The 19379-nt window shown below is 72.5% G+C and carries 17 protein-coding genes and 1 pseudogene; 4 read left to right on the top strand and 14 right to left on the bottom strand.

Annotation, left to right across the window (positions count from 1 at the left end; genetic code table 11):
- Positions 1–52 precede the first annotated feature (52 nt).
- The 8 genes from htpX to ABZ808_RS24360 all read right to left on the bottom strand — a co-directional run bounded on the left by htpX (position 53) and on the right by ABZ808_RS24360 (position 8129).
- A complete protein-coding gene (gene htpX, locus ABZ808_RS24395) occupies positions 53–928 on the bottom strand; it encodes a zinc metalloprotease HtpX (protein ID WP_357010661.1) in 876 nt (291 codons plus the stop codon).
- Between the two features lie 116 nt (positions 929–1044).
- The gene (locus ABZ808_RS24390) at positions 1045–2535 is read right to left on the bottom strand and encodes a proton-conducting transporter membrane subunit (protein WP_357010659.1); all 1491 of its coding nucleotides are present in this window, start codon (positions 2533–2535) and stop codon (positions 1045–1047) included.
- A gap of 55 nt (positions 2536–2590) precedes the next feature.
- Entirely contained in the window at positions 2591–4099 is a 1509-nt protein-coding gene (locus tag ABZ808_RS24385) for an NADH-quinone oxidoreductase subunit M (RefSeq protein WP_357010657.1), read from the bottom strand.
- A complete protein-coding gene (locus ABZ808_RS24380; RefSeq protein ID WP_357010654.1) occupies positions 4096–6030 on the bottom strand; it encodes an NADH-quinone oxidoreductase subunit L in 1935 nt (644 codons plus the stop codon). Before ABZ808_RS24380 ends, ABZ808_RS24385 begins: the two co-directional genes overlap by 4 nt.
- A complete protein-coding gene (nuoK, locus tag ABZ808_RS24375) occupies positions 6027–6404 on the bottom strand; it encodes an NADH-quinone oxidoreductase subunit NuoK (protein WP_357010651.1) in 378 nt (125 codons plus the stop codon). The genes ABZ808_RS24380 and nuoK overlap by 4 nt, the downstream gene beginning before the upstream one ends.
- Positions 6401–6970 (bottom strand): NADH-quinone oxidoreductase subunit J, encoded by a 570-nt coding sequence (locus tag ABZ808_RS24370; protein ID WP_357010648.1) that lies wholly within the window; start codon positions 6968–6970, stop codon positions 6401–6403. Before ABZ808_RS24370 ends, nuoK begins: the two co-directional genes overlap by 4 nt.
- A gap of 37 nt (positions 6971–7007) precedes the next feature.
- The gene (locus tag ABZ808_RS24365) at positions 7008–7616 is read right to left on the bottom strand and encodes an NADH-quinone oxidoreductase subunit I (RefSeq protein WP_357010644.1); all 609 of its coding nucleotides are present in this window, start codon (positions 7614–7616) and stop codon (positions 7008–7010) included.
- A gap of 84 nt (positions 7617–7700) precedes the next feature.
- Complete coding sequence (locus ABZ808_RS24360) at positions 7701–8129, bottom strand: ester cyclase (RefSeq protein WP_357010642.1); 429 nt, start codon at positions 8127–8129, stop codon at positions 7701–7703.
- A gap of 85 nt (positions 8130–8214) precedes the next feature.
- On the opposite strand from ABZ808_RS24360, the gene ABZ808_RS24355 reads away from it, so the two are divergent.
- Complete coding sequence (locus ABZ808_RS24355) at positions 8215–9234, top strand: glutathione S-transferase C-terminal domain-containing protein (RefSeq protein ID WP_357010640.1); 1020 nt, start codon at positions 8215–8217, stop codon at positions 9232–9234.
- A gap of 158 nt (positions 9235–9392) precedes the next feature.
- Here ABZ808_RS24355 and nuoH read toward each other — a convergent pair whose 3' ends face one another.
- A complete protein-coding gene (gene nuoH / locus ABZ808_RS24350) occupies positions 9393–10355 on the bottom strand; it encodes an NADH-quinone oxidoreductase subunit NuoH (RefSeq protein WP_357010638.1) in 963 nt (320 codons plus the stop codon).
- Between the two features lie 362 nt (positions 10356–10717).
- Positions 10718–11284, bottom strand: a pseudogene (locus ABZ808_RS24345) (NADH-quinone oxidoreductase subunit C); the annotation flags it as partial.
- Positions 11285–11389: 105 nt separating this feature from the next.
- Between ABZ808_RS24345 and ABZ808_RS24340 the strand changes: the two are divergent.
- Positions 11390–12436, top strand: a complete 1047-nt coding sequence (locus ABZ808_RS24340) for a glucose 1-dehydrogenase (protein WP_357010636.1) — start codon at positions 11390–11392, stop codon at positions 12434–12436.
- Positions 12437–12452: 16 nt separating this feature from the next.
- On the opposite strand, the gene ABZ808_RS24335 is transcribed toward ABZ808_RS24340, so the two are convergent.
- Together ABZ808_RS24335 and ABZ808_RS24330 are read right to left on the bottom strand one after the other, a co-directional pair.
- The gene (locus ABZ808_RS24335; protein WP_357010633.1) at positions 12453–13769 is read right to left on the bottom strand and encodes a DUF2252 domain-containing protein; all 1317 of its coding nucleotides are present in this window, start codon (positions 13767–13769) and stop codon (positions 12453–12455) included.
- A gap of 36 nt (positions 13770–13805) precedes the next feature.
- The gene (locus tag ABZ808_RS24330; RefSeq protein ID WP_357010629.1) at positions 13806–14387 is read right to left on the bottom strand and encodes an NADH-quinone oxidoreductase subunit B family protein; all 582 of its coding nucleotides are present in this window, start codon (positions 14385–14387) and stop codon (positions 13806–13808) included.
- A 188-nt stretch (positions 14388–14575) separates the two neighbouring features.
- On the opposite strand from ABZ808_RS24330, the gene ABZ808_RS24325 reads away from it, so the two are divergent.
- Both ABZ808_RS24325 and ABZ808_RS24320 read left to right on the top strand, forming a co-directional pair.
- Positions 14576–15139, top strand: a complete 564-nt coding sequence (locus ABZ808_RS24325) for a SigE family RNA polymerase sigma factor (protein WP_357010626.1) — start codon at positions 14576–14578, stop codon at positions 15137–15139.
- A complete protein-coding gene (locus ABZ808_RS24320; protein ID WP_357010623.1) occupies positions 15132–16346 on the top strand; it encodes a hypothetical protein in 1215 nt (404 codons plus the stop codon). The genes ABZ808_RS24325 and ABZ808_RS24320 overlap by 8 nt, the downstream gene beginning before the upstream one ends.
- 54 nt (positions 16347–16400) lie before the next feature.
- Here ABZ808_RS24320 and ABZ808_RS24315 read toward each other — a convergent pair whose 3' ends face one another.
- Both ABZ808_RS24315 and ABZ808_RS24310 read right to left on the bottom strand, forming a co-directional pair.
- Positions 16401–17888: an aminotransferase class V-fold PLP-dependent enzyme gene (locus tag ABZ808_RS24315; RefSeq protein WP_357010620.1), complete on the bottom strand. Its 1488-nt coding sequence runs from the start codon at positions 17886–17888 to the stop codon at positions 16401–16403.
- Between the two features lie 27 nt (positions 17889–17915).
- Complete coding sequence (locus tag ABZ808_RS24310; RefSeq protein ID WP_357010617.1) at positions 17916–19370, bottom strand: MFS transporter; 1455 nt, start codon at positions 19368–19370, stop codon at positions 17916–17918.
- Between the last annotated feature and the right edge of the window lie 9 nt (positions 19371–19379).

Here is a 19379-nt window from a genome sequence, read left to right as displayed (position 1 = left end):
TCCGCCCGCGACCGGTGCGACCGGTCGCGGGCGGAGTACGGGAATCAGCGGGTCAGCGCTGGAACTGCACCGGCCCCGAGTTGGCGGCCATCTGCTCCAGCCGGGCGACCCGGTCCTCCATCTTCGGGTGGGTGGCGAAGAGCGCGGACATGCCACCACCCCGGAACGGGTTGGCGATCATGAGGTGCGCGGTGCTGGTGAGCTGGCCCTGGGCCGGCAACGGCCGACGTCGGGCCACCGCATCGATCTTGCGCAGGGCGCTGGCCAGGGCCAGCGGGTCACGGGTCAGCGCCGCACCCGAGGCGTCCGCCTGGAACTCGCGGCTCCGGCTGATCGCCAACTGGATGATGCTGGCCGCGATCGGGCCCAGGATCAGGGTGAGCAGCAACACAGCCGGGTTGGGCCGGTCCTCGTCGTCCCCGCCGCCCAGCGGAATGAAGAACGCGAGGTTCGCCAGCAGGGTGATGATGCTGGCCAGGCCGGCCGCCACGCTGGAGATCAGGATGTCCCGGTTGTAGACGTGTGACAGCTCGTGCCCGATCACACCACGCAGTTCGCGGTAGTCGAGGATCTCGGTGATGCCCTGGGTCACGCAGACCGCCGCGTTCTGCGGGTTACGGCCCGTGGCGAACGCGTTGGGCTGCGCGGTCGGGCTGACGTACAGGCGCGGCATCGGCTGCTGCGCGTCGGCCGCCAGCTCCCGCACCATCCGGTACAGCTCGGGGAACTGCGCCTCGCTGACCGGTTGCGCCTTCATCGAGCGCAGTGCGAGCTTGTCGGAGTAGAAGTAAGAAACGCCGTTCATGGCCAAGGAAATGACGACAGCGATGACCAGGCCGCCACTGCCGCCGAACCAGTAGCCCACCACGAGGATCAGCGAGGTGAGCAGGCCGAGCAGCGCGGCGGTCTTCAGACGGTTGTGGTGCACGATCTCTCCTTCGGTGCACGGATCACCGGGATCCGCTGACCGGTTCAACAACCCGGTACCCACCAACCATCCATCTCAACGCTGAGAGTTCACTGAGACTGGATCCGCAGGTCACGTCACCTGCCGGCCAGGTCGAGCACCAGTTGCGGTGCGACGCCGAGCACCACGGCGGCCACCGTCGTCACCGCCAGCACCACTGCCACCACACCCACCACCGGTACGGCCGCCGCGCCGCCACCGCTTGTCGGTGTGGCGAGGGGCGGCGGCGCCCAGAGCGCGGCGGTCACCCGCAGGTAGTAGGCCAACCCGATCACCGCGTTCAGCGCCACCACCAGCGCCAGCCAGGCAGCCCCGCCGTCCAGCAGCGACCGGACAACTGTCACCTTCGCGAACAGCCCGGCCAGGCCCGGCGGCAGGCCGGCCAGGCCCACCAGCGCGAGACCGAGCGCCGCCCCCCGCCACGGGTGCCGGCGAGCCGCCCCGCGCAGGTCCTCCAGCGTGCCGCCGTCCGCCCCCACCGGGCGCAGCGCGGTCACCGCGGCGAACGCCGCCAGCTCCAACACCACGAAGAAGACGGCGTACGCCATCGCGGCGGCGTACGCGGCGGACCGTGCCTCGTCCGTGCGGCCGGCGGCCAGCGCCAGCGCGCCCAGCGGGGCGAGGATGTAGCCGGCCTGGGCCACCGACGACCAGGCGAGCAGCCGGACCGTACGCCTCTGGCGCAGCGCGACCAGGTTGCCGACGGTCATCGTGAGCACCGCCAGCAGGGCGAGCACCGGGCCGGTCTGGTCCGCCGGCAGCGCCCGCTGCACCACGGCCAGCAGCGCCACCAGGCCACCCAGCTTCGACGCCGTGGACAGGTACGCGGCCACCGGCAGCGGCGCCCCGTCGTAGGTGGCCGGGGCCCAGGCGTGGAACGGCACCGCCGCCACCTTGAACGCCAGCCCGAGCAGCAGCAACGCCACGGCGGCGGTGGTCAGCGGCAGCTCCCGCAGCTCCGACCGCTCGGCGAGCAGCGTGCCGAGCCGGTCCAGGTGCAGCCCGCCGGTCACCGCGTACAGCAGCGCCGCACCGAGCAGGGTCAGCGTGGTGGCCACCACACTGACCACGAAGAACGTCACCGCCGCCTCGGCACTGGCCAGGCTGCCCCGGCGCAGGCCGACCAGCACGTACAGCGGCAGGGTCAACGTCTCCAGGGCCACGATCAGGGTGATCAGGTCACCGGCCGCGCCGAGCACCACGCCACCGGTCATCGAGCAGGCGAGCAGGAAGCAGTACTCCCCCACCGGCGACCGCCCGGCCCGCAGCGCCGGCACCGACAACCCGAGCACACCGAGCGTGAGCAGCGCCACCGCCACGCCGACCAGGGCTGCCCGCCCACCGAAGATCCAGGAACAGTCGGCGCCGACACAGAACGTCTGCCGCTGCGCTCCCGCGCCGACCAGGGCCGAGCCGACGGCGGTGCCGACCGCGCCGAGCGCGGCCACCACGATCGTCGCCGCCGGCCGGGCCAGCAGCAGGTCGATGACCAGCACGAGTACGGCGGTGCCAGCCGCCAGGTACGCCGGCAGCAGCGCCACGCTGTCCACGCTCTGCACGGCGTTCACTGAGCCACCTTCATTTGCGACTGCGGGGCTCGCAAACCCGGCTCACTCCTCGCGCTCACGGGGAAACCACCGCGATCAGGGCGTCGACCGGCGCCTCGGCGACGCCCAGGACCAGCGCCGGGACCAGCCCGATGGCCAGCGCGAGCAGCACCAGCGGCGCCCACGCGGTCACCTCCGCGCCGGCCAGGCCGGGACCGACCCGGCCCACCGCCGGACTCGGCCGGCCGTGGGTAACCTGACGCAACAACCGCAGGAAGTACGCGGCCGTGAGCGCGCCGCCGACCGCCGCCAGCACCCCGAGGGTGGTCCACAGCGGGCCGCCCACCTGCACCGCCGCGACCACCGCGAACGCCTCCCCCCAGAAGCCGGCCAGCCCCGGCAGGCCGAGCGAGGCGACCGCCGCGAACGCGAGCAGACCAGCCAGCCGAGGTGCGGTCTCCCGCAGCCCGGACAACTCGGCGAGAGTGCCCGTGCCGGTACGGTCCTTCACCGCACCGGCCAGGAAGAACAGCAGGCCGGTGATCACCCCGTGCGCGATGTTGCCGATCAATGCGGCCTGGATGCCGGTGGCGGTCAACGTGGCGACGCCCAGCAGCACGAAACCCATGTGCCCCACGCTGGAGTACGCGATGAGCCGCTTTACCTCCGTCTGCGCCAGACAGACGAGCGAACCGACCAGGATGGCGGCGACGGCCAGCACGCCCAGCACCGGCGCCGCCCAGCGGGCACCCTCCGGCGCCACCCCCACCGCCACCCGGATCAGGCCGTAGGTGCCCATCTTCAGCAGCACCCCCGCCAGCACCACACTGCCCACGGTCGGGGCCTGCGTGTGCGCGTCGGGCAGCCACGAGTGCAACGGCCAGAGCGGGCTCTTCACCGCGAACGCCAGAGCGAGCAGCGTGAACGCCGCGAGCTGGGTGCCCCGGGACAGCCCGCCGCCACCGGTCAGCGCCACCACGTCGGCGGTGCCGGCGGCGGCGACCACGACGTACACGCCGACCAGCAGCAACACCGACCCGAACAGGGTGTAGAGCGCGAACTTGCGGGCCGCCCGACGCCGGTCCGCGCCACCCCAGCCGGCGATGATCGCGTACATCGGCAGCAGGACGACCTCGAAGAAGAGGAAGAACAGCACCAGGTCCAGAGCGAGGAAGGTGCCCAGGATGCCCACCTCGACCACCAGCAGCAACGCCACCAGCGCCCGGCCGCTGCCGCCGTCGGGCACCCGCCACATCGTGTACGCGCAGCACAGCAGGGTGAGCAGCGCCGTCAACACCACCAGCGGCCAGGAGATGCCATCGACGCCGAGGTGGAAGCGCAACTCCAGGCCGGGCACCCACGGCAGGTCCACCTGATGCCACGGGCGCACCGCGGGCGCACCCGCCGACCAGGCGAACCACCCCCGCCCCCCGAAGACCAACGGCACCGCCGCCAGCAGGGTCAGCGCCGCCGCGACCGTGCCGACCAGCCGGGCCGCCCGGTCCCGGGGCGTCGCCGCCACCGCGACCGCGCCGAGCGCCGGCACCACCAGAACGGCGACCAGCAACACCTGCCCGAACGTCATCGGGTGACTCCAATCAGGGTCGCCGCCAGGCCGATCAGCAGCGCACCGGCCAGAACCCCGGCGGCGGCGCGGGGCAGCGCCGCGCGGTGCAGGGCGGCCAACCCGGCGCCCAGCCCGGACGCGACCCGCCCGCTGCCCTCGACCGCCCCGTCCACCACCGACTCGTCGCCGGTGCGCGCGGCGCGGGCGAGCGCCCGGATGGGGCGTACGACAAGGGTGTGTTGGACGTCGTCGAGCCGGAACGCGCGGGCGAAGACCGGCCGCAGCGGGCCCAGCGCCGCCGCCGGGTCGGCGGCGGTGTCCCGCCGCCAGCCCAGCCAGACCAGCCCCGCTCCGACCAGCAGCAACACCAGCGGCAACAGCAGACCCGGCCCGATGTGGACCAGGCCGTCCTCGGCGCCCGCCACCGGCACGGTGGCGAAGCGCAGCCGGTTGGCGAACGCCCCGACGAACCCGGCCAGGCCGAGGAGCGCGGCCGGCACGGCCAGCAGCAGCACCGGCCACCGCATGACCGCCGGCGGGTCGTGTGGCCGAACCAGCGGCAGCCGCGGCTCGCCGAAGAAGGCCCGCAGCAGCAGCCGGCCGGCGTACCAGGCGGTGATCGCCACGCCGACCAGACCGGCCACCCAGACCAGCCAGCCCACCCACGACGGTGCCGGCCCGGTGCCCTCCCGGGCGGCCGACTCGGCGACCGCCAGCACGCCCTCCTTGCTCCAGAAGCCGGCCAGCGGAGGCACTCCGACCAGCGCGCCCAGGCCCACCACCGTGCACCAGAACGTCACCGGCATGCTGCGGCGCAGCCCGCCCATCTCCGACATCAGCGTGCTGCCCACCGCGTGGATCACCGCGCCGGCGGCGAGGAACAGCAGCGCCTTGAACGCCGCGTGGGTGAGCAGATGGAACAGCGCCGCCGACGGCGAGCCGACCGCCAGCGCTCCGGTCATGTAGCCGAGTTGGGAGACGGTCGACCAGGCCAGCACACGCTTGAGGTCGTCCTGCGCGGTGGCGGCGAGCGCGCCGAGCAGCAGGGTGATCGAGCCGATCACCCCCAGCACGGTCAGCGTCACCGGCGCCGCCGTGAACAGCGGGTAGAGCCGGGTCACCGCGTACACCCCGGCGGCGACCATCGTCGCGGCGTGGATCAACGCGGAGATCGGCGTCGGGCCGGCCATCGCGTCCGGCAGCCAGGTGTGCAGCGGGAACTGGGCGCTCTTGCCGGCAACCCCGGCGAGCAGCAGCAGACCGGCGGCGGTCAGGGTCGCGCCGCTGTGGTCGTGCGCGAGCACGTCGGCGATCCGGAAACTGCCCGCCGACACCCCGAGCAGCGCGATGCCGAGCAGGAAACCGACGTCACCGACCCGGGTCACGAGGAACGCCTTCATCGCGGCGGCCGGCGCGCCGGGCAGTCGGCGGTCGTGGGCGATCAGCAGGTACGAGCAGAGGCCCATCACCTCCCAGCCGACCAGCAGCATCACCAGGTCGCCCGCGACCACCACCAGCAGCATGGCGGCGGTGAACAGGCTGATCTGCGCGGCGTACGGCGGGTAGCGGTGGTCGACGTCGATGTCGTCGTGTGGGCCTCGCCGCAGGTAGCCGATCGAGTAGACCTGCACGGCCAGGGCGACCGCGGTGACAGCGACGGCGACGAGCGCGGCGGCGCCGTCCAGCCGTACGCCGAGGGTCACCGTCAGCCCACCGAGGTCGATCCAGGTCGTCGACGTCTCCGTCGGGCGGTCCACCGTGACGAGCAGCGCGACGGCCAGTGCCAGCGCGCCGGCAGCGCCGGTCACGCCGAGCGCGACGGCCAACCTCCGGGCGCGGTCGCCGCTCTCCGCACCACCGGGATGACGCGGGGCCGGTGGCAGCAGCAGACCGACCAGACCGGCGACCAGCGGCACGGCGGGCAGCAGCGCCCCGAGCAGCCCTCTCACCGGCCCACCTCCGCGTCCCGGCCGGCGGTTGCCGGCTCCCGCCCAGCGACCGCCTGCGGCGGGTCGGCGGGCTCGGACAGCGGCACCTCGTCCACCGCCACGGTCGTCCGCATCCGGTAGAGCTGTAGGACGATCGCCAACCCCACCCCGATCTCGGCGGCGGCGAGAACGATGACGAACAGCGCGAAGACCTGACCGGAGTGCGGCAGCACCGCGCGGGCCGTGGTGTCCGCGGTGACGAGGATGAGGTTCACCGCGTTGAGCATCAGCTCGACAGCCATCAGCACCAGCACGGCGTTGCGACGGCGCAGCACGCCGTACACGCCGAGACCGAACAGCAGCGCGGCGGTGACGTACGGGATGACCGGCCTCACCGGCGCCCCCCGGAGTCCACGTCGGCCGCCGTGCCGGTCGGCGCTGCCGTGCCATCGCGTTGCGGGCCCGGTCGGCCGATGTCCGGCCGGGACAGCACCACCGCACCGACCAGGGCGGACAGCAGCAGCACGGAGAGCACCTCGAACGGCAGCACCCAGGCCCCGAAGATCTGCTCCCCGAGCCGTTCGGCAGTGCCCGCGTCGGGCAGCGTGACAGTGCTCCAGCGGTACGCGTCGACCAACAGGACGGTCAGCCCCAGCCCGGCGCCACCACCGATCAACGCGGCCGGCCAGCCGGGCCGGTCCAGGTCGTCGGACGCGCCGATCGGAGCCCGGGTCAGCATCACCGCGAACAGCAGCAGCACCACCACCGCGCCCACGTAGATCAGCACCTGCACCCAGGCGACCAACTCGGCGCTGAGCACCAGGTAGTCGCCGGCCAACGCGCCCAGGCAGACCACCAGGTACAACCCGGCCCGGACGAGGTGCTTCGTGGTCACCACCAGCACACCGGCACCGACCGCGACGGCGCCCAGGGCGAGCAGCAGCAGATCCGCGCCGGTCACCGAGCCGCCCTCCCGGCGCGATCCACCTTCTGCGGTGTCACGACGCGGAGCCGGGCTCGGGGCGTACCGCCGGGGCGGTCGGACGCGCGGCGGCCTTGCGCGCGGCGGCGGTCTCCTCCTTGGCCGGCTCGCCGTTGGGGTCGTGCGCGGGCGGCGGCGGAACGGTGGCCATCCACTGGCCGAGGTGGTCCTTGTCGTGCAGCAGGTCCTTGATGTCGTACTCGGCGTACTCGAACTCGGGGGACCAGTAGAGCGCGTCGAACGGGCAGACCTCGATGCAGATGCCGCAGTACATGCAGAGGGAGAAGTCGATGTCGAACTTGTCGAGCACGTTGCGCTGGCGGGGGCGGGCGGCGCCGGGCACCGCCACCTCCTCCTTGTGCGAGTCGATGTAGATGCACCAGTCCGGACACTCGCGGGCGCAGAGCATGCAGACGGTGCAGTTCTCCTCCGACAACGCGATCACGCCGCGCGAACGGGGTGGCAACTCGGGGACGACATCGGGGTACTGCTGGGTGGTCGAGCGGCTGGTCATCGTCTTGAGGGTGACCGCCAGCCCCTTTACCAGGCCAGAGCCGGGCAGGCCGCGCTCGCGGGCGTCACCGGCCGGGTCGCCGTGCTCGCTGGGGTCGGTCATGTCGACCATCCTGCCCTGTGGCCCCCGTGCGCGCGACCACCCCCCGCAGGTTGCGGCGGTACCGTGGTCGGTGGGGAGAACGAACGCGCTGGATCAGGCCCCGGGTCCGCTGACGACGGTCGGTGGGAGCATCTCGACGCCGAGCTGCTGGAGCAGCTGGAACAGCTCGTTGCAGCTCCACACCTCGACGATCCGGCCCGCCGTGTCGAAGCGCAGGAACGTCGCCCCGGAGTAGCTGACCACCTGCCCGGTCGGAGGCACCGGCCCGAACTGCCCCGCGTGGGTGCCGGCCGCCCGCCAGTGCACGGCCACCCGCTCACCCGCCGCCACCACGTCCACGATCTTGTAGCGCAGGTCCGGGAAGGCCGCCCGCCGCTCGCGGTGCCAGGCCAGGGTGGCCTCCGGGCCGGTGCCGCCCAGCCCCGGGCACTCGTCGGCGATCAACTCGTACGCCGACTCCTCCCGGCGGGCGTTCCACACATCGGCGATGAAGCGGCGCGCCGCCGCCTCCACATCCGTCATGACGGCAGGGTAGCCGGACTCAACGCATCAGCAGGTTGGAGATCAGCAAGGATGGGAACAGACACTGACTGACCAGGAGGGTGACGTGGGCGAGGAAGCAGGCGGCAAATACGTCGAGCCGGGCGGCGAGTTCACCCGGGACCAGCGGTACATCGCCACCCGGATCACCATGGACGGGCGGGACGGCTACCCGGTCGAGCCGGGCCGGTACCGGCTGGCCGTCAGCCGGGCCTGCCCGTGGGCCAACCGTCTGATCATCGTGCGGCGGCTGCTCGGCCTGGAGGACGCCATCTCGATGGCGGTGGCCGGCCCGACCCACGACGCCCGGAGCTGGACCTTCGACCTCGACCCGGGCGGGCGCGACCCGGTGCTCGGCATCGAGCGCATCCAGGAGGCTTACTTCAATCGTTTCCCCGGGTACGAGCGCGGCATCACGGTGCCGGCGATCGTGGACGTGCCGACCGGGCAGGTGGTGACAAACGACTACGCGCAGATGAGCCTCGACCTGTCCACGCAGTGGACCGCGTACCACCGCGACGGCGCCCCGCAGCTCTACCCCGAGCACCTGCGGGCACAGATCGACGAGGTCAACGGCGTGGTGTTCGCCGACGTCAACAACGGCGTCTACCGGTGCGGCTTCGCCGGCAGCCAGGAGGCGTACGACAAGGCGTACCACCGGCTCTTCGACCGGCTGGACTGGTTGACCGCGCGGCTGACCGACCAGCGCTACCTGGTCGGCGACACCATCACCGAGGCCGACGTGCGGCTGTTCACCACCCTGGTCCGGTTCGACCCGGTCTACCACGGCCACTTCAAGTGCAACCGGCAGAAGCTGAACGAGATGCCGGTGCTGTGGGCGTACGCCCGGGACCTGTTCCAGACCCCCGGGTTCGGCGACACCATCGACTTCGACCACATCAAGCGGCACTACTACGAGGTGCACCGGGACATCAACCCGACCGGGATCGTCCCGCTCGGCCCCGACCTGTCCAACTGGCTCACCCCGCACGGTCGGGAAGCCCTCGGTGGCCGCCCCTTCGGTGACGGCACCCCGCCACCACCGCCGGCCGAGCCGGTCGACCCGGCGCACACCCCGCTGCGCTGAGCGGCAGGCGCACCCCGGCACCCCGAGCCCTCCCGCGATCTTGCACTTTGTGACGCCGATATGCCCTGTTGACCACATTCGTCGAGGCAGAAAGTGCAAGATCGACGCGGTGGGGGGTGGGTGGTGTGGGGCACGGGGCGCAGCGCGATCACCGGGCTCTACAGGGCGACGCGGACCGCCGCCGTGAGGACCAGCTGGGCGAGGGACGCCGGCACCAGCACCAGCCAGCAGAGCCGCTGGAGCTGGTCCTCACGCAGCCGGGGGTAGGACACCCGGAGCCAGATGATCACGAACGCCACGGCGAAGACCTTCAGCAGGGTCCAGAGCCAACCCAACTGATCGTCGGCGAACGGGCCGTGCCAGCCGCCGAGGAACAGCACGGTGGTCAACGCGGCGATCACCACGATGCCCACGTACTCGGCGAGCAGGAAGAACGCGAAGCGCAGACCCGTGTACTCGGTCATATACCCGAAGACCAGCTCCGAGTCGGCCACCGGCATGTCGAACGGCGGCCGACGGATCTCGGCCAGCCCGGCGACGAAGAAAATGATCATCGCGGGTGCCTGCCAGATGAGCCACCACGGCTGCCACGCCTCGACGATGCCGGACAGGCTGAGCGTGCCCGCCGCCATCGCCACCGACGCGGCGGCCAACACCAGCGGCAGCTCGTAGCCGAGCAACTGGGCGGCACCGCGCAGCCCACCGAGCAGGCTGTACTTGTTGGCCGACGCCCACGCCGACATGAGCACCGCCACCACACCGACGCCGACCACGGCCAGCACGAAGAACAGGCCGATGTCCAACGGTTGCCCGACCAGGTCGTTCGGGCCGAGCGGGATGACCAGCAGCACCAGCAGGTAGGGCACCAGCGCCACCGCCGGCGCCAGCCGGAACACCGCCCGGTCCGCCTCGCGCGGGGTGATGTCCTCCTTCTGCACGAACTTGACGCCGTCGGCCACGAGCTGCGCCCAGCCGTGGAAGCCGCCCGCGTACATCGGACCGAGCCGGCCCTGCATGTGCGCCATCACCTTGTGCTCGGCCTGGCCGACCAGCAGCGGCAGGGTGAGGAACGCGACCACCACGCCGCCGATCCGGAGCACCAACTCCACCCAGAGCGGCATCAGGCCGTACCCCCGTCGTGGTCGGTCCGGTCGTCGCGTCCCGCCGGGTCGGCGACAGGCTCGACGCCCGGCGCGGGCTTCTCGCCCGCGACCGCGTCGGGCGCGGGCTTGCCGGCCGGGCCGGCCTCGGGCGCGGGCTTGTCAGGTGCGGCCGCGTCGGGGGCGGGCTTGCCGGCCGGGCCGGCGTCGGGGGCGGGCTTGCCGGCCGGGGCCGGGCCGTCGGCGGTGCCGGCGGCCCGGGGAGTACGCGCCGGACGGGCCCCCGGCGACGGCCGCGCGGGTCGCTCACCGGCGGGTCGGGCCGGGGTGCCGCCGCGCGGACCCTCCCCCACGCCGCCCGCGCCGGCAGGGGTGGGGACGGTCCCCCACTCGCCCGGAGCGGGCACGCCCGGCGGGCGGATCGGTCGACGGCCACCGCCGGCCTCCGACTCGCCCGGTTCCTTCGCACCCGGCCAGGGCTTGGCCACCCGGGAGGCGAGCACGAACTCCTTGCGCAGCGGATGACCTTCGAACTCCGGCGGCAGCAGCAGCGGTCGCAGCTCACCGTGGCCGTCGAAGCCGATGCCGAACATCTCGTGGGTCTCCCGCTCGTGCCACGCGGCACCCGGGTAGACGTCGACCACCGAGGCCACGGTCGGCGCGCCGCGCGGCAACCGGGTGCGCAGCAGCACGCCGTGCCGCAGCCGGGTCGACCAGAGGTGCGCCACCACGTCGAAGCCCTCGGCCAGTTCGTCCACCGCCGACAGCCAGTCGAAGAAGTCGCAGGCCAGCTCGGTGTCGTCGCGTGCCGCGCGCACCGCGGCCGACCAGCTCGCCGGGGGTACGTCGACGGTGGCCCGGGCGTACCGCTGCCCGCCGGAGACCGACGGGGTCGCCTCGACCGGCGCGAGCAGCGCGACCAGCCGAGCGCCGACCTCTTCGGGAGTCATGCCGCTGATCCTAGTGCGGGCTCGACCCACGCCGGTTGGTCGCCGATGCCCGACGATCTGCCGGCTTTGGGCGCGGCACAGCCCTCGGGCGGGAAGGATGGGGGCGTGCGCGCTGTGACTGTGAAACCCGGGGTCGCCAACTCGCTGCGCCTCGTCGAGGATCAGCCGGAGCCGGCTGCCGAGGAGGGCTCGGTCCTGGTCGAGGCGCTGGCGGTGGGGATCTGCGGCACCGACCACGAGATCATCTCCGGCGGGTACGGCGAGGCGCCGCCCGGCGCGGACCTCCTGGTCATCGGGCACGAGTCGCTGGGACGGGTGATCGAGGACCCGAGCGGCACCCTGCAAGCCGGTGACCTGGTGGCCGGAGTCGTCCGACACCCCGATCCGGTGCCCTGCCCGAACTGCGCAATCGGCGAGTGGGACATGTGCCGCAACGGGCAGTTCACCGAGCACGGCATCAAGGCGCTGCCCGGTTTCGCCCGCGACCGCTGGCGGATCGAACCCCGGTTCGCGGTCCGGCTCGACCCGGCGCTGGCCCAGGTCGGCGTGCTGCTGGAGCCGACAAGCGTGGTGGCCAAGGCGTGGGACCACATCGAGCGGATCGGGCACCGGGCCGAGTGGCAGCCGCAAACGGTCCTGGTGACCGGCGCCGGGCCGATCGGGCTGCTGGCCGCGCTGCTCGGCACGCAGCGCGGGCTCTCCGTCCACGTGTTGGACCGGGCGACGTCGGGGCCAAAGCCGCAGTTGGTCGCCGCGCTCGGCGCCACGTACCACACGGTGCCGGTCAACGATCTGCCCTTCGAGCCGGACGTCGTGGTCGAGTGCACCGGCGCGCCCACGGTGGTCCTCGACGTGATGTGCAAGGCGGCCCCGACAGGCATCGTCTGCCTGGCCGGGGTGTCCAGTGGTGGCCGGAAAATCGACTTCGACGCCGGGGCGCTCAATCGGGAGTTGGTGCTGGAGAACAACGTGGTGTTCGGCTCGGTGAACGCCAACCGGCGGCACTGGGACCTCGCCGCGCAGGCGCTCGCCCGAGCCGACCAGGTCTGGCTCAGCTCACTGATCACCCGTCGGGTGACCGTGGACAGGTACGCCGACGCGTACACCGCCGGGCCGGACGACATCAAGGTGGTGCTGGACTTCGCCTCCTGAACGGGCGGCCCGTCGGTCAGATGCCGGGCAGCCGCCCGTTGCGGAACAGGTCCACGAAGAGCTGGTGGTCCTGCCGGGCGCGCACCCCGTACGCGTGCGCGAAGTCCACCAGGTGGGTGACGAAGCCCGACTCGTCGGAGTCCACCGCGGCCACGATCGCCTCCTCGGTGGAGTAGTCCACCAGGTCGTGACTGGACTCGTCGTCGGCGACCGAGTGCATCCGGGCCACCGCCCGGCCCAGGTCGGCCAGGATTCCGGTCAGCTCCTCGGGCTCGTTGACGTCGGCCCAGTCCAGGTCGGCGGCGTACGGGGAGACCTCCGCGACGAGTTGGCCGGCCCCGTCCAACTCGGTGAAGCCCAGCCACGGGTCGGCGTGCGCCTGCAACGCCCGCTGCGACTCGGCGGTCCGGTGACCCTGGTGCCGGAAGTAGCCCCGCACCGACTCGTCGGTGCTGTACCGGGCCACCGCCGGCACCTGCGCCTGCTTCATGTAGATCACGACGTCGTTCTCCAGCGCCTGGGTGTGCCCCTCCAGCAGCAGGTTGTACGACGGCAGCCCGGCCGACCCGATGCCCACCCCCTTGCGCAGCACCACGTCCTTGATCCGCGCCGCCAGCGGGCGGGGCCGGCCCGAGGTGGCGGGCAGGGTGCCCAGATATTCCTCGAAGGCAGCGAGAACCTTGCTCCGGGTGTCACCGTCGACCTCGAAGACCCCGTCGCCGATCGAGAACCGGCGCTCGTAGTTGTCCACGGTGGTCTGCTCGGCGAGCAGGTCGACCCGCGTGTTGAGCCGGGCCTGCTGGAGCACCCGACGCAGCACCCCGTCGGCGTTGTCCAGGGTGATCGAGCCGATCGCGTCGTCCCCACCGGCGGCGATCGCCCGCAGCTCGGTCAGGTACGACCGGGCGAAGCCGGCCACCAGCTCACCGATCACCGTGTCGGAGAGCGCCTTGCTGTAGCCGAGCAACGCCACGCTGGCCGCGAACCGCCGCAGGTCCCAGGTGAACGGCCCGACGTACGCCTCGTCGAAGTCGTTGACGTTGAACACGAGCTGCCCGGAGGCGTTCATGTAGGTGCCGAAGTTCTCCGCGTGCAGGTCACCGTGGATCCACACCCGGCCGGTCCGCTCGTCAAGGAACCGGTCGTCGGCGAAGTCGCCGCGCTGGTCGGCGTAGAAGAGCGCGGCGCTGCCCCGGTAGAAGGCGAACGGCGACGCCGCCATCTTGCGGAACTTGCGGCGGAAGGCGGCCGGGTCCACCGCCATCGACGCCCCGAACTCCTCGGTGAGCACGTCGATGATGTGGGCGGACCGCTGGTCCACGGAGTTGCTCATGCTGCGCAGGCTAACCCCGCCCCGCCAGCCCGGGCGTCAACTCGCGGTGGGTGGGCGTACCGGCGGGGCGGTGAGCGAGTCGACGGAGCGCGGCGCGGCGGCTTCGCGGGGTGCGGTGTCCAGCGGCGCGGCGAGCACGTCGGGGCGGGCCACGCCACCGATGCCGGCCTGCTCCGCGGCGATCTTCTCCTGGAGGCGCAGGATGCCGTGCAGCAGCGCCTCCGGCCGGGGCGGGCAGCCGGGCACGTACACGTCGACCGGAATGAGCTGGTCGACGCCCTTGGTCACCGAGTACGAGTCCCAGTAGGGGCCACCGCAGTTGGAGCAGGCGCCGAAGGAGATGACGTACTTCGGCTCGGGCATCTGGTCGTAGAGCCGCTTGATCGCCGGGGCCATCTTGTCGGTGACCGTGCCGGAGACCACCATCAGGTCGGCCTGCCGGGGCCCGTGGGCGAACGGGATCACACCGAGCCGCATGAAGTCGTGCCGACCCATGCTGGTGGCGATGAACTCGATCGCGCAGCAGGCGAGACCAAAGTTGAACACCCAGAGCGAGTAGCGGCGCCCCCAGTTCAGCACGAACCGGATCGGCTCGCCGAGCACTGCCGGTAGCTGCACGACCGCCTCCCTCCTGTCCCCACCGACAGTCAACCACAGCCCCTCGGGCGCGACCCGGTGCCGGTGGGGACACGGACGTAAGCGGCGGAACAGTCGGATTCGCGGCAGGTCGGTGCGCAACCAGACCCGCTGCTGTGGAGTGTTACCGGCGCCCAGGGGCACCGGCCCGGGGGCGACGGGGAGGGGCAGTGACAGCAACGATGGGAGCCCGTGCCAACGAACCACCTGCGGCGCTGACCGCCAGGGGTCTGAACGCGGTGACGATCACCTTCGACGAGTTCTACCACGCGCACTTCCGGAGTATCACCGCCCAACTGTGCGCGTACACGGGGGATCTGGGTGGCGCTCAGGACCTGGCCCAGGAGGCGTTCTGTCGGGCGTTGGCCCGCTGGGACCGCCTCGTGCGGTACGACGATCCGGTGGCCTGGGTGCGGCGGGTCGCCTGGAACCTGGCCCGCAGCCGCTGGCGCCGGCTGCGTACCGCTCGCAACCACCTCATCCGGCAGCGACGGACCGAGGCAGAGGTGGACGGCCCCACACCGGACCGGGTGGCCATCGACGCGGCGCTCGCGAAGCTGCCCGCCAACCACCGTCGGGCCGTGATCCTGCACTACCTGGCCGACCTGTCGGTCCACCAGATCGCACTTCAGGAAGGCGTGGCCGAGGGCACCGTCAAGTCCTGGCTGCACCGTGGTCGGACCGCCCTGGCCGGACTGCTCGACGAGAACACCGAGGGGGTTTCCGATGTCTGATCTCGATCCTCGGCTGCGCGAGCGGTTCACCGTCTACCGCACCGATGTCACCACCCGCGTCGTCGGTCCCGGTCCCGACCAGGCCCGGCGCACCCTGCGCCGTCGTCGGCGGACGACGGCGGTGGCCGTTGCCGCGGCGGCCGTCGTCCTGGCGCTGGCACCGGTCGTCGCGAACGCCGCGCTCAACAGCGAGCGGAGGGCGCCGGTCCCGGCGGAGTCGGTCGACCCGACGGCCCCGCCGACGACGGAGCCGCTGCCGACGACGTCCCCCACCGAGTCACCGAGCTCGACACCCTCGACCGCTCCCAGCGCCCCGGACGGCCGGATCAGTCGGGCGCAACTGCTCGCCGCCCGCCTCGACCTGCCGGCCTGGCCGTCGGTCGCGCCGGACAGCTGCACCACCTCGAGGGTGCGACTGGCGACCAGTTCGAACAAGGACTACGTGCCGCTGCTCACCGACCTACCCGTGGGCCACGCCGACCTGGACGGTGACGGCGCGGACGAGACAGTCGCCGTCGTCGCCTGCCGCTACGGCGAGGCGTTGGCGAAGCAGGTCGTCGCCTTCGACCGAAACGACAGTGGGCAGATCGTGACACTCGGTCGCGTCGTCCGGACCACCGACGGGGTCGAGGACATCCGCGGCCTGAAGGTGAGCACCGCCGGTTCGATCGAGGTGCGGGTGGCCGATCTCCAACCGTGCTGTGACACCCCGGCGTACTGGGCCCAGGAACAGCTGCGCACGTACCGGTGGGAGGGTGACCGGTTCACCCAGACCGACGGTCCGACGAAGTTCGGAAAGGACCCCCGGCTCACCGACCTGCGATTGTCCATGACATACAAGCTGGGTGCGTTCGTCGAGTCCGACGCTCGGCAATATCTCACCACCGTCCTGACCGTCAAGAACGCCGGCTCCCACGACGCGGAGCGGATCATGCTCAGAGGATTGGGCCTGGGCGAGCCGACCGGCGGCGACTGGTCGACGTGTGGGAAGCCGCCGGCGTCGGACCCTGAGGGCTCCGGGTGCATGCTTCCCGGAGTACCTGCCGGTGAGAGTCGCCGGTACACGTTCCAGCAGTTGATTCCCGGAGGGGCGCGGCAGAGGGACATGGCGCCGCAGGTGATCGCCGTCTCGCACTGGGACCGGCAGGACCGCAGGTGGCGCGACCTCGCACAGAACGACAACGGGGTGACCCTCGATCTCGGTTGAGAGCTGCTGGTGCCCCGCCCGTGAGGGCGGGGCACCGGCGGTTCGCGCGCCGGCCTACCAGGTGGGGCGTTGCAGCAACCCGACGAACTCCACAAGCAGCCGTTCGCGCAGCGCGGGCGCAGCGGCGTCGAGCAGGGTGTTCACCACAGCCATCCGGGCCGGCGTCGGCGCGTCCCCGGCACCGAGCCCGAGCCCGGCCGCGAGCCCGGCGACCACCTCGAGCGTGAGCGCGTCCGGTGTCAGCGACGTCGCAAGGGCCGTCAGTTCGGGCGGGAGCACGACCGGGCCCGCCGCACGGGCCGCGGCCACCGCGTCGGCCAGGTCCGGGCCGAACTCGGCCACCCGGGGGGCGACCGCGGCCGTCACCGTGAGGTGCACACTGGCCGGAAGGCCGGCGTACGACATCTGGGGCTGGGTGTGCCAGCCACGCGCGGTCAGCTCGTCGACCAGCACGAACAGGTCGGGGCCGCCCTCGGTCGCGGTGAAGCAGACCACGGTGGACTCCGGCTCGGCCATCAGCCGCAGGCCGTCGACGGCGCGGACGGCGTCGGCCAGGCCGGCGACCGCGTCCCGGGTGGCGGCGGTCAGTCGCAGGTAGCCGTCGTCGCCGAGGTGTCGCAGGGTGGCGTACGCGGCGGCGATCGGCCCGCCTGAGCGGGTGGACGCGATCACCGGGTTGATCATGGTGTAGCCGGGCCAGTCGGCGTACGCGAAGTACTGCGGGGCGCGTAGCGCGGCGTCGCGGTGCAGCAGCACCGACACGCCCTTCGGCGCGTACGCGTACTTGTGCAGGTCCACCGAGATGGAGGTGACCCCGGGTACCGCGAAGTCGAACGCCGGCACCGGCTCACCGAGGCGGCGCAGGTACGGCAGGGTCCAGCCGCCGAAGCAGGCGTCGACGTGGCAGCGCACCCCGGCGTCGGCCGCCGCCGCCGCGATCTCCGCGACCGGGTCCACCACCCCGTGCGCGTACGACGGCGCGGAGCAGGCCACCAGCACCGTCTCCGGGCGGATCGCGGCGGCCATCGCGGCCGGGTCGGGGCGCAGCGTGTCCGGCGAGACGGGCACCACGTCCAGCGCCACCCGCAGGTAGTGCGCCGCCTTGGCGAACGCGGCGTGCCCGCTCGCCGGAACCACGATCCGGGGTGCGGTGATCTCCGGGTGGGCGTCCCGGGCTGTCTTGACGGCGAGGATCAGCGACTCGGTGCCGCCGCTGGTGACGCTGCCGACCATGTCCGGCGCGCTCGTTCCCGGCCCGCCGCCGAGCACCCGCCCGGCAGCGCCGACCAGCGCGTTCTCCATGGCGAGCAGGGACGGGAACGCGGTCGGATCGAGCCCGTTGACGTGCGCGCTCTCCCGGTGCGCAGCCGCGGCGAGGTCGTCCAGCCCAGGCACCGCCGGGTCGTAGACGTACGCGAACAACCGCCCCCCGTGCGTCGGCGCATCACCGGCCCGCAGTCCCCGAACCTCAGCAAGAGCAACCTCCGCAGCAACCCCGCCGGCGAACAAAGCCCCAGCCCCAACCCTGCTCTCGTCGATCATGGAGTCGTGGTGCCCTTCTTGTGATGGTCAGCGGCTTTCGTCCCCCACCACAACTCCTTGATCGACGCGGCGGTGGTTCGTGGCGGCGGCCAGGACGGCGGGGGTGAGGGTGTAGTGGCGTAGGAACAGGAGCGGCGGCGCTATCAGGAGGGCGGGCAGGATCGTGAAGCCGAGCAGGACGCCCAGCCTGGCCGTGTCGGACTGGGCCGCCGCCGTGCCGGTGTCGGAGGAGACATAGCCGGAGAGTTGGAGCACCAGCCCGTAGATGCCGGGGCCGAGGGCCAGGCCGAAGGTCTCCCCGGCGGTCCAGAGGCCGGTGAAGACACCGGCCTGCCGCCGGCCGGTGCGCGCCGTGTCGTACGCGATGCAGTCCGGCAGCATGGCAAGCGCGAACACCTGCTGACCGGCGTACCCGACGCCGATCACCGCGACCACCAGGTAGACGGCGACCGCTGGCAGCACCGGGGCGGCGACCAGGGCGAGCGCCCCGGCGGCGAGGATCAGCGCGGCGGCGATCAGCGCGGCCCGCTTGCCCAGCCGGGCGCCGACCCGGGACCAGAGCGGCATCACCAGCAGTGCCGGCCCGACGAAGCAGACGAACAGCAGGGTCGGGCCGCTCCGCTCGTCGCGCAGGATCTGCCCGGCGAAATAGTTGACCCCGGCGAGGATGGTCGCCACCCCGGCGGACTGCACCACGAAGCAGATCAGCAACGCCCGGAACGGCCGGTTGGCACTGGCCACGGCGAGTTGGGCGCGCAGTGTCGGCTCGCTGGCACCCACCACGCCGCCCGGCGCGGAGCGGGTGCCGAAGAACGACCCGACGGCGCCGATGGCGATGAGCGCCGCCACGAACAGGCCCATCCACCGGTGCCCGGCCACCCCGTCCCCGCCGGCGGTCACCACCAGCGGGGCCACCGCGCCGGAGACCAGGATGGCCAGCGCCAGTACGGCGATCCGCCAGGTCATCAGCCGGGTGCGCTCGGTGTAGTCGTCGGTCATCTCGGCCGGCATCGCCACGTACGGCACCTGGAAGAAGGCGAACGCGGTGGCGGTCGCCAGGAAGGCGAACGCCACGTACGCGGCGGCAGCCGGGCCGTTGCCGAACGGCGCGGCGAAGATGGCCGCGAAGAGCACGGCGAGCGCGAGGCCCGCGACGAGCAGGTACGGCCGGCGGGCACCCCAGCGCGACCGGGTGCGGTCGGAGATCCGCCCGGCAACCGGGTTGACCAGCACGTCCCATGCCTTCGGCAGCAGCACCAGCAGGGCGGCCAGCCCGGCGGCCACGCCCAGCGTGTCGGTCAGGTAGGGCAACAGCAGCAGGCCGGGCACGGTGCCGAACGCACCGGTGGCCAGTGATCCGAGCGCGTAGCCGGCGTGCACCGGGCGGGGCAGCGGGCCACCGACCGGCGGGTCGACGGCTGGCGAGCCGGCAGCTTGCGGACCGACGGCGGGCGGGTCGACAGCACCCGGCGGCTGGTTCATGGGGCCGAA

The sequence above is a fragment of the Micromonospora sp. NPDC047527 genome (genome assembly GCF_040643015.1).
GTDB lineage: Bacteria > Actinomycetota > Actinomycetes > Mycobacteriales > Micromonosporaceae > Micromonospora.
Note: the sequence above shows the minus strand (reverse complement) of the source record. Positions and strands in the feature narration are given on the sequence as shown.